This is a genomic window from Undibacterium cyanobacteriorum (assembly GCF_031326225.1).
GTDB lineage: Bacteria > Pseudomonadota > Gammaproteobacteria > Burkholderiales > Burkholderiaceae_D > Undibacterium > Undibacterium cyanobacteriorum.
The window spans coordinates 4,121,088-4,135,867 of record NZ_CP133720.1 but is presented as its reverse complement, the minus strand read 5'-3'; the positions used below and the strand labels follow the sequence as shown (position 1 = coordinate 4,135,867).

The following is a 14,780-nucleotide window of genomic DNA, read 5'->3' as shown; positions in this document are numbered from 1 at the left end:
AAAAGCCATGCTGATTGATCGCATGGCTTTTTTGTACGTTTGATCGGTAGCGATCTATTCTTACCGACGATTTTTGGCGTAAGTTTGATAGCCGTTGGCACGTAGTTCGCAAGCGGGACAGGTGCCACAACCATGTCCCCATTCATGCATTTCACCGCGTTGGCCCAGATAGCAGGTGTGAGTGTCTTCACGAACTAAATCTACCAAAGCTTGGCCGCCCAATTGTTCCGCCAACTTCCAAGTGCCTGCTTTATCGATCCACATTAAAGGTGTCTCAATGCGATACCGCGTATCGAGCCCGAGATTGATCGCCACTTGTAGCGCTTTCATGCTGTCGTCGCGGCAATCTGGATAACCAGAGAAGTCAGTCTCGCACATACCGCCTACCAAAACATTCAAATTGCGGCGGTAAGCGAGTGTTGCTGCGCTCAGCATGAACATCAAATTGCGACCAGGCACGAAGGTATTCGGTAGGCCATTCTCTTGCATTTGAATAGCGATTTCTGATGTCATCGCAGTTTGTGAGAGCTGTGAAATGATACCCAAATCGAGCATATGGTCTTGCCCTAAACGTTGATTCCATTCGGGAGAAATGGTACGAATTTTTTGGAGCAATTGCGGTCGCATCTCCAATTCGATGGCATGGCGTTGACCGTAGTGAAAGCCAATAGTTTCGACGTGCTCGAAATGTTGTAAGGCCCACGCGAGGCAAGTTGTAGAATCTTGGCCACCGCTGAACAGTACGAGGGCGTGGCGTGGTTGGTTAGTTGTGGTCATGATTTGAGGAAGGCAATCTGAAAGCAATAACTCGTAATATAAATGGTTTTCATGCGAATCCCAAAGGGAGAAGCCTCTAGAATGGCGGCGTATTATCGAAGTTATCTCAATCTTATTTCAGTAATATTCGGCGTTGGACGATCTCAGTGATGGTTTGCAGGGTCACAGTGCCGTTGCTCTCAGTATTTTTGATGCGAACGGGGTACCAAGACTTCTCCGGTGCTAGCCAAATTTCCAAGGTCGAGTTGTAAGAGCCTGGACGTGGTGGCCGTATCAGGTGGACAGTATGTAAGCGACCATCCTCGCCCAGCTTGCTGTCAATTTGCTCCTCCCCCAGTACTTCAAAAAAGAACTGTTGCGCATCCCGCCCTTCGGCGACTTGAATCGCGATACTGCTACCCGCCGCGAGCCGCTTCGCATCCGAATTGCCAATCGCTGCAAGTTGCATTAACACGCTGAGCGCATCTTGTGCGCCCGCTTCCATTGCGACAATCTTATTCGACGATGAAAAGATGATCTGTTTGTCGGCGTGTTTGAAATGAATAGCGGTGGTCGATCGATTTCTTCTTGTGTCCGTGCTCTGAGTCGGCGCCAGGCCCTCGCTCGTGATCACGCCTTCACTATTGAGTTGAATTAAATTGATAGTGGTCAGCAATAGGTCAATGCCAACCTCTAGCGAAGCGGAATAGCTAGTGCCATCGGTATTCCAAGTCAAACTACCAAAGCCATTGGTCGGAGTGCTATTCGCTTTGGTGTAGCTCACCTCCATTTTCATCTCTGCTGGCGGCGGCAAGCGCAGACTGAACGGTGTTTCGGTATTGGGAGATTCCACAATGGCCTCAGGACTTGGTGCGGCATCTTCCGCTACGCTGATGGCGGGCGTTTCTTCCTTTGAAAACTCAGGAGTTTGAGCATCTTTCTGGGACGAATTGAGTTGCGAAGTCGAGGTCGTTGTACGTGGCTTTGATTTCTTCTTCGCTTTCGTCGTTGGCGGTGCGAGGGCTAGGGTTGGCTCGGGCGCCTCGACTTTGAGATTGATCGCCAAGGGAACTTGATTGGGCTTATCGATGGTCCAATTTTTGCGCGGAACCGACTCTAGAAAAAGGTAATGCAGCAGCACGGTCGCACACAAAAAAGCGACAGTCCTGAATAAATGTGTCCTAAGGGGCAGACCTTGTTGAAAAATACGGGATTCCATAACCGTAGTGTAATCGTTCTGAGTTATTCTTGCGATAAGTGCGCCATAATCATCACTGTTTGCCAGCGCTGCTTTCTGATCAACGAGGATAGGCGAGGGAAACGTCACTTTCTAGGAGTGTGAGTATGCAAAATCCATTTGAAACAGGTAAAGACGCAGGCGCTGGTCTGCATGATCCACTCAGTTTTGTGAGGAAATTGTGGGGAGATTTGCAATTGCCAGGCATGGTGACACCTAGTTTGTCAGTGGATGACTTGGATAAGCAAATCCGCGATTTGAAGACGGTTGAGGCATGGTTGAACTTGAACATGAATATGTTGCGGTCATCGATTCAAGCGCTCGAGGTGCAACGTGCCACCATTACCGCCCTGAAAGCCATGGGCGAAAGTTTTGCACAGAGCGCCGCCGGGCAGACGAAAAGTAATCCAGATAGCAAAAAGGAGGCGAGCCCATCGACAGCCTCTTGGCCAATGCCAGGCAACACCATCAGTGAAGCGCAAGCCGATGCTGACAATTTGAACGAAGAAGATGGCGAAGGCGAGGCGGACGAAAACGAGGCGGACCTAGCAGGAATTACAGCGCAAGGAAAAGAGTCGCGGAGCGAGGCCTCGAAAACTTCCGATCAGGCAGGCGCTCACACAGCAAATCAAGCAGCCGATGCTGGAGTATCGTCAGCAAAAGCAGCGCCACAAGCGGAGACAGGTGCCTTTCCGAATCCCACAGCATGGTGGAATGTTTTGCAAGAACAGTTCAAGCACGCTCTCGGACAAGCTTTGAAGGATGATGAGGCAGCGGTCGAATCGAATTCGAAGAAATCCGCGCCAGCGAAAAAGACAAGCACGCGCGCGAAACCTAGTGCAAGTGCTGCAACAGCGAATACAAGCAAACCAAAAACCAAAGGAGCTAGTGCCGCTGCAACTAAGAGCGCGAAAAAGACTAGTTCCAAAACGACTAACGGCAGCGTCGCTTCGAACAAAGCTACAAAGGCAAGAAGCACTTCTGCCAAGTCGAAGCCAAGCAAGCCCGTCGCACGTGCTTCTGCAGCTGCCGGCCGTGCCAAGCCCGTGGCGAAATAGATTTCGCAATCGAGACGGTTTAAAAGACAATTAAAAATAAAAAATGGGAGTGTACGAACACTCCCATTTTAATTGCGAAAAACGGTGCTTACTTACCTAAAGCTTTTTCGATTTCTGCGACTAAGCCCTTGTCATCAGGTGTGGTCGTGCTAGCGTAAGCGGCGAGCACTTTGCCATTGCGGTCGATTAAATATTTATAGAAATTCCATTTTGGCGTGGTGCCAGTTGCTTTAATCAATTGTGCGTAAAACGGGTTAACATTCTCACCCTTCACCGAAGATTTTGCGAACATGGGGAATTTGACACCATAGGTGTTATAGCAAAAATCAGCAATCTCTTTGCTGGTGCCTGGCTCTTGTTGACCGAAGTCGTTCGATGGGAAGCCTAACACGACCAAGCCGCGTTGCTGATATTTGGCGTAGAGTGCCTCGAGTCCTTCATACTGTTTAGTGAATCCGCAATAACTCGCGGTATTGACGACCAATGCAACTTTGCCCTTGTATTGGCAAAGGTTTTGTGGCGCATCATCTTGCAGGCGATTGAAATTATGGCGCAAGACTTCTGGACAAGTATCGCTGGTCGATGGTGTAGATTGCGCTTGCGCTGCACCGCTACATGCCATGATTAGAAATGTAAAGAAAGTGAGAAGACGTGCTTTGATCGACATCATGAGCCCCTTTAAATGAATTTTTACTCGAAGTCTGTAATCGAGGGCCTTGATATTAACGTAAAATAATAAGCCTTGCAGAACATGTCCTAGATGAGCATTGGTACATTGTTCATCTTGTACCGCTTCTCACGGTGAATCTCTTCCATCTTTGATCCCACACCAACTTTATGCTGAATTTTGAAGAAAAAATGTGTGAACCTAGCGATCTTGCGCAACGGCTCAGTCAGCTCCCTAAACCTGTGGTTTTGACGAATGGTGTGTTCGATCTTCTGCATCGGGGCCATGTTACTTATTTGGCGCAAGCACGAGCGCTCGGTGGATCTCTTGTGGTGGCGGTCAATACCGATGCATCGGTGCGCCGCCTTGGTAAGGGAAGTGAACGACCCATTAATACTTGTGAAGATCGCATGGCGGTGTTGGCGGCCTTACAAGCAGTGGATCTTGTTGTTGCGTTTGACGAGGATACCGCCCTTGAGACGGTTGAAATCGCAAGGCCCGACATTTACGTCAAGGGTGGCGATTATGAAATGGACCAAATCCCTGAGGGTAGGGCGGTCATCGCTTACGGTGGACAGGTAAAAGCGATAGCTTTTGAGCATGATCGCTCAACGACGAAGACGTTGGCGAAACTGCGCTTATAAGCACCTTACTTCGCACGCGTTTCCACTTATCTAGTGTCGCGTCTGTGAGATTTATTTCGTATGCCTGAATGGATCCACAGAACTCCTCCTTATTTTTCTTTCACTTTGTGTTGACGTCGTGTCACCACCCCATTTTTTTACGTGTAAAACTACCACAAACTCCTTTTTCTTTGAGGGTGATGGAGTAAAATTCAGAAGATCTATTGAGCGAAAACGAGTCGTTTGAATAGGCTTATTTCATAGTTCAGTTTTCCTCAAATTCTCGACCATCTCACTACCCACGAATATGGATCAGGTCAAGGCAATGCTCGCAAGTTTGCGAGAAAATTATCTGCGAGATTTGCCTGGCCATATCGACGAGATAGAGCAGATTCTGCTCGAAATTGAGCGCGAAGGATTTGAACTCGGCATGTGCCGTGAGTTGTATCGTCAAGTTCATACTCTGAAGGGAAGCGGAGGCACCTATGGCTTGGATTTTTTGAGCGACATTTGCCATCCTTTCGAAGATCTCCTCAGCGCATTGATTGAAAGCCCGATGCTAGCGAAACAAGGGGCGATCGAGTTAGGCTTGCAATACGTAGATTTGATGCGTAAGGCTTGTTTTGTCTATGCGATGGGATCAGAGCCAAGCGCCGACCTCAAACTCCATTTACACGCTTTGCGCCAGCATGCGAGCCGAAATTCTCTTGCGGCTCTTGTGGTGGAGGGGTCGGACTTGGTCGCTGGTATGATTCGAGATACCTTGAAGGAATTTGGTTTTCGCACCGAAGTCATGCGAGATGGCTACACGGCACTTGGGCGTATCTTATCCGAGCCTTTTGATTTGCTGGTGACAGGCTTGGAAGTCAAGCGTCTCAATGGTTTGGCACTCATCAGTGCAGTGCGGAAATCTGGTGTGAGAACAGGCAAAACCAAAACCATTTTGATCACCGCCAGTCAATTGACAGCGCATGCCGAATTGCCAGACTATATCGTACGTAAAAATGCTGATCTACGCACCCAATTCCGTCAGGTCGTTGAACAGGCGCTCAAGACTCAGAATCACGTACTCGAGCACCATCATCACTTTGATTAGTCTTGGCTAAGCGTGTTGTTTACCGTAATGAGTGATTGCATCAGCAATTGTTTCTAAAGGCAAGATGCGATCGACCGCACCAAGTTTTACGGCTTCTTTCGGCATTCCATATACCACACAAGTTTTTTCGTCTTGAGCGACCGTTTCAGCGCCTGCATCATGCATTTCTTTGAGGCCGATTGCGCCATCATCACCCATACCCGTCATGATAATGCCAAAAGCATTCTTCCCCGCGCACTTCGCGACCGAACGAAATAATACATCAACCGAGGGACGATGACGATTGACCGGTGGCGCATCGATGATTTCGACGTGATATTGAGCACCGCTGCGTTTCACTTGCATGTGCAGTCCGCCCGGCGCAACCAGCACGCGCCCCGGAATGACACGATCACCATTCTTCGCTTCCAACACTTCCAGTTCACAAATTTTATTGAGGCGATCAGCGAATGCGGCCGTGAATTTTTCTGGCATGTGTTGAACGATCACAATACCGGGAGCCGTGCGAGGGAGGCTAAGCAGGACTTTTTCAAGCGCTTGCGTGCCACCAGTGGAGGTGCCAATCGCAACGATGCGGTCAGTGGTGGTCGCCATCGCGGAGGTGGCAATCGCATGCCCTTCATGCTCAGGCATCACCTCATTGATTTTTAATTTTGGTGGAATTTGCGAAGGCATCGTTGTCATCGCTTTTAAGCGACGCATATCCGCGATCGCCGCAGATTTAACAGCTTGTATTATGTCGCCCGCATCCATCTCAAGAAAACTCTTTAATCCGGCTTTCGGCTTGGTGACAATGGTGACCGCACCAGCGGCGAGTGCTTGCATACTGGTGGCTGCCCCTTTCTCGGTGAGAGTCGAGCAAATCACGACAGGAGTGGGGCGGATCGACATGATTTTTTTCAAGAAGGTGATGCCATCCATGCGCGGCATTTCCACATCCAGCACAATCACATCGGGCCAGTTGGTGTTCATCTTATCCATGGCAAAGATAGGGTCGGAGGCGGCAGCGATCACGTCAATCCCTGCTTCTTTGCTCAGCAGTGCTGTGAGAACTTGCCGAACGACGGCCGAGTCGTCGACTACCATTACTTTGATGTTACCGCTCATTCGTCTGCTACCTTATCGACATGCTTGACCCACACATCACCCGACCATAAATCAAACATGATGTTGCGGTGACCGTTGCCACCGAGATGCTCTGACTTAATCTTGAAACCGTATTGCGCTAATAGGGCACGACCAATTTCAACGTTCTGTTCCGAGACCGAGAAAACACGCCGATCTTGCCCTGGGAATTGATTGCCACCACCAAAAATTTTGACTTCGTAGTCATGCGCATGTGTATTCGCCTTGCGAATCTCTTGGAGGAATAAGTGTATCGTATCCTCTGCGTATTTCCCGTCCAGCTCCTGTCCATGTGCATGGCGTTTGTTTTTGGGAAGCATGTAGTGACACATGCCGCCAATGTGCTTTTTCGGATGCCACATGGTGATGGAGACACACGATCCAAGAATCGTTCGAATGCGAGTTTCTCGATCGCCGAAGTAAAATTCCCCCGGTTGCAAGAAGATGTCGATATAAAACCCTGGTTCGTTCATGGCATCAAGCCTTCGTAATCAATCTAATATGAATTTTTTTGGTAGACGGCAGGTGCGACCAGCTTCAAAGACGTATCTAAACCGTTGAGCGTTTCGGAATGACTTACAATAAAATAGCCACCTGGGCGCAGTCTTTCGTAGAGGCGTTGCACCAAATTTTTCTTGGTCTGAATATCGAAATAGATCATCACATTGCGTAAAAAGATGACTTCGAACATACCGAGATCTGGCAGCGGCTCAACAAGATTGGCAATACTAAAGTGAACCTGATTCTTAATCGCTGGATCCATTAAGAAAAAATCTTCAAATTCATCTTTCCCTTTTAAACAATATTTCTTGAGAAGAGACATCGGGATTTTTTCGGCTTCCAACATAGGATATAAGCCCCGCTGAGCCTTTTCGACAACTCTCGTCGAAATATCGGTGCCAACGACTTCCCAATTCTTCGTGGGGAAGTGCTCCGCTAAAGTCATGGCGATGGTGTAGGCCTCTTCACCACTTGAGCTTGCCGCACTCCAAACGCGGATTTGACGCTGCGAGGCAAATTGCGGAATGATGTTTTTTTCTAGGAACGTGAAATGTTTCGGTTCGCGGAAGAAGTAAGTCTCATTAGTCGTTAAAAGGTCGATCGCAACTGTAGTTTCAGCCTCATATCCGGGACGGCCAAGAAGCGCAAAATAGTCGGAATAGCTTTGCAAGCCATTGGCCCGCAAGCGCTTGTCCAGACGTCCCATGACCAAAGCTTGTTTGCCATCACTCAGTGAAATTCCTGTGCGTTCATACAGAAAACGCGAGATCCACTCGAACTCTTTAGGTTCCAGATTGACACCGACACCTTTACGAACAACTTCGACTTTCATTTTCCGCTTTCATTTTCCGCTTCTAGCATGGTGTCGTTCGTGCCTTGAATCGAACGACCGATCGAGATCATCTCATCCATCGACAAAACATTCTCGAGATTGAGTACGATAATGAAGCGACCATCTTTCTTTGCCATGCCGCTAATGAAGTCTGGTCGAATCTTGGCGCCGAATGAAGGCGGTGGTTCGATGTCGGCGGCATTGATATCAATGACCTCGTTGACAGCGTCGACTACAATCCCGATGCTTTGCGTATCAGCGGGATCTTCTTGCTCAAGTTCGATGATAATAATGCTGGTGCGACGCGAGACTTGCGCTGAGGTCCGATTAAAGCGCGCCGCAAGATCAACCACCGGCACCACTCGACCGCGCAAATTAATGACGCCGCGCACAAACTTCGGCATCATCGGTACTTCTGTCAAATCACCAAATTGAATAATTTCGCGAATGTTTAGGATGCCGAGCGCGAAAGTCTCTCCACCCAACATAAAGGTCAGGTATTGACCCGTTTCACCCAAGTTTGGCTTATCGATGGTCGCCACTTCAGAATTTTTTCTTGCGCTAGTTATTGCACTCATGAGGCCCTCGTCGTTCTTAGAAACGTACAAATTTAGTTGAGTCCACCGGCATCGTCGCCGTCTGCATCAGTTTCGAGGCAGGTTGGAATTGACTCGCTGTTTTCGGTTTTTCTCCACCGCCTGTTTGGTTTACTCTATTTTTTACATCTTCTTCATCTAACTTGAAAAAACCAATAAGCCCAGCAAGTTGTTCGGCACGATTCGTCATTTCTTCCGCTGTCGCAGCGAGCTCTTCACTGGCGGAGGCATTTTGTTGGGTAATTTTACTCATTTGGTTCATTGCTTCGTCGATTTGCTCGACTCCGAGTGCCTGCTCTTGCGATGCGCCAGTGATTTCACGCACTAAGTCGGAAGTCTGGCTAATGCGGGGCAAGATCTCCTCGATCAATTGGCCAGCTCGTTCAGCCTCTTTTACACTGGCTTGCGCGAGATCGCCAATCTCTTGCGCTGCGACTTGACTGCGCTCCGCCAATTTTCTCACTTCGGCGGCGACCACTGCAAAACCTTTCCCATGTACGCCAGCGCGTGCTGCTTCGATGGCTGCATTGAGTGCCAACATATTTGTTTGGTAGGCTATATCGTCGACGATGCCAATTTTCCCTGCAATTTGTTTCATAGCATTGACGGTCTCCTTGACCGCTTTACCACCGCTGAGCGCCTCCGATGAAGCTTTGTTAGCAATTTCTTCAGTGACTTTCGCATTCTCTGCATTTTGGCGAATGCCAACCGCCATTTCCTGAACGCTCGTGCTAGTCTGTTCGACACTCCCAGCTTGTTCACTGGCTGATTGTGAGAGTGCCTGAGACGTGGCATGGACCTGCTCAGATGCATTCGATAGCGCATGACTAGCATGGGATACTTCTTTAACGATCTGCGACAGTTTGCCGACAGTCTCGTTGCTTGCCACTTTCAGTTTCTCGAATGTTCCCTTATATTCTTGCGTCATGGTTTGCGTTAGATCACCTTTTGAAATGGCAGCGAGAACGCGTAACACTTCGTTCAAGCCATTTTCACTCGAATTCATGAGTTGGTTGATATCTTTGCTGAGTTTTGCAAAAAAACCAATTTGCAAGTTTTCTTCTAGGCGAGTAGTAAAGTTGCCCGCTGCAGCCTGTTCCACAACATGACTGACTTGCTGTTCGACTTTGACTTCTGCGGTCCGATCAAGCCATTCCACTACACTTCCTAAACGATTCCCTTTGCCATCAATGACAGGGTTGGCCGCCAAAGCAAAGAATCTTCCGCCAACCTGAATTTGAGCCTTAAAGGTGTCGGTCAAAGTACTGAGAATACGCGCTTGGTGCTGGGGATTCTTGTGAAAGATATCAATGCTGGAACCAATGACTTTGTCAGCATTAAAGTGTGGAAGTTCTTTCTTTAAATCGCTCTCGGCATTCTTCAACATACTGAGGACCGATGCATTCGCATAGATAATTGTTCGATCATGATCCGCGATCATGACATTGGTTGAACAACCATCTAATGCAATCTTAATCCGCAGGTTCTCTGCTGCTTCGCGTTCGCTCAACAATTGAGCGGCGAGCTGTTCAGTAATGTCGACCCACTCGAGCACCGTGCCAAGTCTTTGACCTTTGTCGTTCTCGACGGGATTGGCGACGACGACAAAGCTTCTACCACCGATGAGCAGTTGTTCCTTGTGTGGGCCCGATAAGCCTTTGAGCAGAGTGGTTTGCAGTTCCGGATTAGGGTAAAAACGGTCTATCGGAAAACCGAGAACATTGGAGCTGTTCAAGCCAGTGATCTGGCTTTGTAAAGCGGCCTCCGACTTGGCCAGCATGTCGAGTGCAGAGCGGTTGACATAAATGATCTTAAGATCGGTGTCGGCGATCATGACATTGGTAGACGCATTATCGAGCGCTATTTTGATGCGTAGTACATCGGCGCTGACTCTCTCAGTTTCTGTAATGCGGGCTCGTATCGTATCGACCATTATTTTCAAAGAAGCAGCAATACTACCGGTGTCATCGCTTCGAAGCTCGATGTCCGCATTGAGGTTGCCACCAGCTACCTCATTCGCAAAAGCAGCGACCTCAGAGGGTTCGTGACCGATTTGTTGTATGGTTCTTTGAATGATGTAATAGGACAGAGCGCTGATGGTGATCAATAGAAAAAGTGCACTCAAAATATTGGAGCGCCGGCTCGATAGCGCTTCTTCTAAGCGTCGATCAATCGCCTTGTTCATTTCCTCTATCATCTTAAATTCAAGCTGATAATTCGCCTCAAAAGAGGGTGAAATGATCGCCAAAAATTCATTGACTGGCGCCTCGATTTTGAGTGCGCTGAGTATGTTGTCTTGCAAAAATTTCGCCGTCGCACTCGTTGATTCGACATGCTGCTTGAATTGTTGTTGGAAGATCTCTTTGTATTCTGGAGCGATGTAGGTCAGACGCTCATAGTTCATCTGATTGCTCTTGAGTTTGTTTTTCAAATTTGCATACAGGACAGAGAGCGTTTCTCTTTCGGCAGATGAAATTTTGCCATCGTCTAAGACATCGTTTCCGAGTGCGCGCGAGTGCGATTGTGTCTCAACTATATTGAGCATAGAGTCACTCGACATTTGCATTAAGAAGTAGGTGGCAGCATCTGGCGAAAGTGTAAGTCCGCTGTTGTCGGTAACCGTCGCCATCAAGGTAAATAAGGATTCGATCAAATCGCGATGCTGATTGCGCGCCTCGACCGGATTGAGTTTGTCCCGCATCGAATTGAGGCGTTCCCAACTTTGCTTAATTTCTCGAAATGGCTGCTCAAGTTTGAGGTGGGAATTGGCAGCCACTTGCAATTCTAATTTTGCAAATTGTGCGTCGAGTTCTTTGGCCGCGTTCGCACGCGTGGCGATTAACTCGCTCCGACCTTCCATTACCAGGCGATTGACGCCCTGATGCGTTTGTGTCTTTTGAATGACTTTGACGAGCTCAGGGATAATCTGTGCGCCTTCTTTCTCACCTCGAATGACATCGATATTGGTATTGATCATACTCAATAGGATGAAGAAAGGAATGCCAAATAGGACCAGCACAAAAATGCCAATCAAAGCAAACTTTTGCCACATCTTCATGGAGTCAATCAGATTTTTCATGATGCAATATCCGCAAATAATTCAATTCAAAGGCTATTGAATAAGGCGTCTCCCAATTTCATTCCTGAAGGTGGAAGGGCTATTCAATTACACCCTTCCGCCTACTTTCATCGATTTTTCTAAAAGCGTTCAAACTTAGCAATGTCAATGTTAGGCCCAGCATTTTTTGAGGCCTGCATGGGGCGTTTAGATATTTTTACACTGCTTTCCTGTGGCGAGTTCTTGGACGCTGATTTACTTTGCTCGTTCAGTTTGAAGAAACCAATGAGATCCATCAGCTGCTCAGCCTGACTTGTCATTTCTTCCGAAGTCGCCGCCAGTTCCTCACTCGCAGAAGCATTTTGCTGGGTGATCTGGTTCATTTGATTCATCGCTGTATTGACCTGTGACGCACCCACCGATTGCTCTTGTGAAGCAGCAGCGATTTCTTGCACAAGGTCTGAGGTACGACCAATACTTGGCACGATTTCTTCAATGAGGTTACCTGCACGTTCTGCTGTTTTGACACTACCGCTAGCGAGGTCACCAATTTCTTTTGCAGCGACCTGGCTACGTTCGGCTAACTTACGAACCTCGGCAGCAACTACGGCGAATCCTTTACCGTGTTCTCCCGCACGAGCTGCCTCAATTGCCGCGTTCAGCGCCAACATATTGGTTTGGTAGGCGATGTCGTCAATGATGCCGATTTGCGCGGCGATCTCTTTCATCGCAGTGACTGTTTCACGTACGGCATGTCCACCTTCAATCGCCTGTTTGGAGGCTTTTTCTGCGATTGCGTCTGTCACTTTGGCATTCTCTGCATTCTGATTAATGCCAGCAGCCATTTGCTCGATGCTTGAGCTCGTTTCCTCAACACCGGCGGCTTGCTCGCTCGCTGCTTGCGAGAGAGATTGTGAGGTTGCACTGATTTGCTCGGAGGCATTCGCAAGTGAATCCGCTGCGTGCATCACGTCCGTCACAATATCTGCGAGTTTCTCAACGGTTGCGTTACTCGAATCTTTTAATTCACCAAATGTACCTTCGTAGTCTTTGGTAATGGTTTGCGTTAAATCACCTTGTGATAAACCAGCAAGTACACGTAAGACTTCGTTGAGGCCTTCTTCGCTGACGTCGAGTAGGCGATTGACCTCGGTGCTAAGCGAGGCGAAGAATCCGGTTTTTCCTTCTTCATTAATGCGCGTGCTAAAGTCTCCAGCGACCGCGTTGGAAACCACATGTTGAACCTCTTTCTCCACTGCGACTTCGTCAGTTCGGTCGGTCCATTCAACTACACTACCGAGTCGTTCTCCTTGGCTGTTGATCACCGGGTTTGCTGCCAAAGCGAAAGTATGTCCACCGACACTTATTTGAGTTTTATAAGCACTTGTAAATTTCGCCAACAGTTCTTTTTGGTGTGCTGGATTGCGATGGAACTGATCAATATTGGAACCGACTAGATCAGCAGCGCTAAAGTTTGGCAAGGCTTTGCGCAAATCATTCTCCGCATTCGCGAGCATGCGACGTACGGATTCATTGGCATAAATGATGTTGCGATCATTATCGGCAATCATGACATTGGTCGAACAGCCATCAAGCGCGATCTTAATACGCAGATTTTCCGCCGCGACCCGATCAGCCTCGCGTTTGGCTGCGAGCGATTCGGTGATGTCTGCCCACTCGACCACACTACCGAGGCGCTCGCCAGCCTCGTTGTGTACAGGGTTGGCAGAGAGTGCAAAAGTGCGAAAACCAACTGTGATTTGAGCGTGATGGCTCGAAGTAAATGTGGCGAGTAGCTGCTTCTGATGTCCCGGATTCTTGTGAAATTGATCAATGTTTGATCCAATAAGTCCCTTCACATTGAAATTTGGCAAAACTTTGCGAACATCGGGTTCAGCCTTGGTCAGCATATCTGTGATTGACTTGTTCATGTAGATAATGTTCCGTTCATTATCTGCAAGCATGACATTGGTGCTTACATTGTCCAACGCAATCTTGATTCTAAGGGTTTCTCGCGCCGTATTTTGAGCCTCGTCGTTTCGGGCACGTAAGCTTCGTGCCATAGAATTTAAGGTTGCCGCGATACTTGTTTCATCATTTTCACGTACGTCAATTGCTGCGTCCAAGTTTCCACTGGCAACACTACGTGCAAATTCGGCGACGGCCGTGGGTTCATTGCCAATTTCGCTTTGAATTGAACCAAGGATAAAGTAGGTGCTTGCGATGACCAAGATGAACAGTAAGGCCGAAGACAGGGCACTTGTTAGGCGCTCGTTCTTTCCCTCCCTCACGATTTGGTCTGTTCGTTTTTCGAGGTCTTTAGTGATTTGTAATTCAAGCTCAACACTGGCATCTACTACAGAGCTCGCTTTTTGGAAGTACGTCTTTGAGTCAAGGTTAAATTTTTCTTGCTGCAGAATTTGCTCAGTGATGAGGTTCAATACTTCATTCGTTTTGCTTTCGATATCTTGAAATTTGCCCATCAGGTGTGCATAAGAACTGCCGCTCGAAACGATCTTCTGAATTTGATTCTTGGTACTCTCCATCCCCTCGCGCACAATTTCGGCTTTTGCCCCGAGTGCTAATTTCTCAGCTTGAGTTGCATTGCCTTTTGAAAGAAGGCCAGCGCCGAGGCCACGTGTCACGGCGATCTTTTCGGTCAATTGTGGTAATGCATTGGAAGCGAGGATTCCAAGAAAGTAGGACTCTTCATCTGGGCTCAAAGTCAGGCCGCTATTATCGGAAATGAGATCGATGGTTGTTGAGACAGACTTAACAAGGGCAGTATGACGACTAAAACTTTCAGTGGCGTTAATGCGATCGCGTTCGTTTAACAGACTCTGCCATTGTGCTTTGATGTTCTTAACGCTCTCTTCAATTTTTAGTGAAGGATTTGATTTTGCATCGGTGTAAAGTTTTTCAATCGCACTCGCTGCCTCTTGAGCTGCTGCATCTCTATTGCCGCGAGCTTCCGCGGAACCGTTGAGCACGGATGAATTTAAACCCCGATGTTTTTGCACCGCTTGCATTACCTTGATTGCAGATGGAATTGTATTGGCGCCTGATTGCTCTAGTTGAGCGGTGGAAATCTTGGAATTTAGTCCCGAAATGAACATCGAAAATGGCAGAACGAACAATAGGCAAACTAATAGGCCAACGAGGGCGAATTTCTTCGATATCGACATTTTCTTGAAGTAGTCTTTCATGGTTCCCTCTCGGTTTCCTACTAAT

General features: G+C 48.1%; 12 protein-coding genes. 3 read left to right on the top strand and 9 right to left on the bottom strand.

Annotated features, from left to right (window positions below):
- Window positions 1-60 precede the first annotated feature (60 nt).
- Window positions 61-777: a 7-cyano-7-deazaguanine synthase QueC gene (gene queC, locus RF679_RS17310; protein WP_309481877.1), complete on the bottom strand. Its 717-nt coding sequence runs from the start codon at window positions 775-777 to the stop codon at window positions 61-63.
- Between the two features lie 112 nt (window positions 778-889).
- Window positions 890-1,897: a DUF3108 domain-containing protein gene (locus RF679_RS17305; protein ID WP_309481876.1), complete on the bottom strand. Its 1,008-nt coding sequence runs from the start codon at window positions 1,895-1,897 to the stop codon at window positions 890-892.
- A 203-nt stretch (window positions 1,898-2,100) separates the two neighbouring features.
- Here RF679_RS17305 and RF679_RS17300 point away from each other — a divergent pair, with 203 nt between their 5' ends.
- On the top strand, window positions 2,101-3,051 hold the full coding sequence (locus tag RF679_RS17300) for a PhaM family polyhydroxyalkanoate granule multifunctional regulatory protein (protein WP_309481875.1): 951 nt from the start codon (window positions 2,101-2,103) through the stop codon (window positions 3,049-3,051).
- An 88-nt stretch (window positions 3,052-3,139) separates the two neighbouring features.
- Here the strand turns inward: RF679_RS17300 and RF679_RS17295 are convergent, their stop codons facing one another.
- A complete protein-coding gene (locus tag RF679_RS17295) occupies window positions 3,140-3,721 on the bottom strand; it encodes a glutathione peroxidase (RefSeq protein WP_373921699.1) in 582 nt (193 codons plus the stop codon).
- A gap of 167 nt (window positions 3,722-3,888) precedes the next feature.
- On the opposite strand from RF679_RS17295, the gene rfaE2 reads away from it, so the two are divergent.
- Together rfaE2 and RF679_RS17285 are read left to right on the top strand one after the other, a co-directional pair.
- Window positions 3,889-4,362: a D-glycero-beta-D-manno-heptose 1-phosphate adenylyltransferase gene (gene rfaE2, locus RF679_RS17290; RefSeq protein WP_309481874.1), complete on the top strand. Its 474-nt coding sequence runs from the start codon at window positions 3,889-3,891 to the stop codon at window positions 4,360-4,362.
- A gap of 304 nt (window positions 4,363-4,666) precedes the next feature.
- Window positions 4,667-5,437, top strand: a complete 771-nt coding sequence (locus RF679_RS17285) for an ATP-binding response regulator (RefSeq protein ID WP_309481873.1) — start codon at window positions 4,667-4,669, stop codon at window positions 5,435-5,437.
- 6 nt (window positions 5,438-5,443) lie between these two features.
- On the opposite strand, the gene RF679_RS17280 is transcribed toward RF679_RS17285, so the two are convergent.
- The 6 genes from RF679_RS17280 to RF679_RS17255 all read right to left on the bottom strand — a co-directional run bounded on the left by RF679_RS17280 (window position 5,444) and on the right by RF679_RS17255 (window position 14,755).
- Window positions 5,444-6,544, bottom strand: a complete 1,101-nt coding sequence (locus RF679_RS17280; RefSeq protein WP_309481872.1) for a protein-glutamate methylesterase/protein-glutamine glutaminase — start codon at window positions 6,542-6,544, stop codon at window positions 5,444-5,446.
- On the bottom strand, window positions 6,541-7,035 hold the full coding sequence (locus RF679_RS17275; RefSeq protein ID WP_309481871.1) for a chemotaxis protein CheD: 495 nt from the start codon (window positions 7,033-7,035) through the stop codon (window positions 6,541-6,543). The genes RF679_RS17280 and RF679_RS17275 overlap by 4 nt, the downstream gene beginning before the upstream one ends.
- A 23-nt stretch (window positions 7,036-7,058) precedes the next feature.
- The gene (locus RF679_RS17270) at window positions 7,059-7,895 is read right to left on the bottom strand and encodes a CheR family methyltransferase (RefSeq protein ID WP_309481870.1); all 837 of its coding nucleotides are present in this window, start codon (window positions 7,893-7,895) and stop codon (window positions 7,059-7,061) included.
- Entirely contained in the window at window positions 7,892-8,473 is a 582-nt protein-coding gene (locus tag RF679_RS17265; RefSeq protein WP_309481869.1) for a chemotaxis protein CheW, read from the bottom strand. Before RF679_RS17265 ends, RF679_RS17270 begins: the two co-directional genes overlap by 4 nt.
- A gap of 16 nt (window positions 8,474-8,489) precedes the next feature.
- Window positions 8,490-11,570 (bottom strand): methyl-accepting chemotaxis protein, encoded by a 3,081-nt coding sequence (locus tag RF679_RS17260; RefSeq protein WP_309481868.1) that lies wholly within the window; start codon window positions 11,568-11,570, stop codon window positions 8,490-8,492.
- Between the two features lie 119 nt (window positions 11,571-11,689).
- Entirely contained in the window at window positions 11,690-14,755 is a 3,066-nt protein-coding gene (locus tag RF679_RS17255) for a methyl-accepting chemotaxis protein (RefSeq protein WP_309481867.1), read from the bottom strand.
- Window positions 14,756-14,780 lie beyond the last annotated feature (25 nt).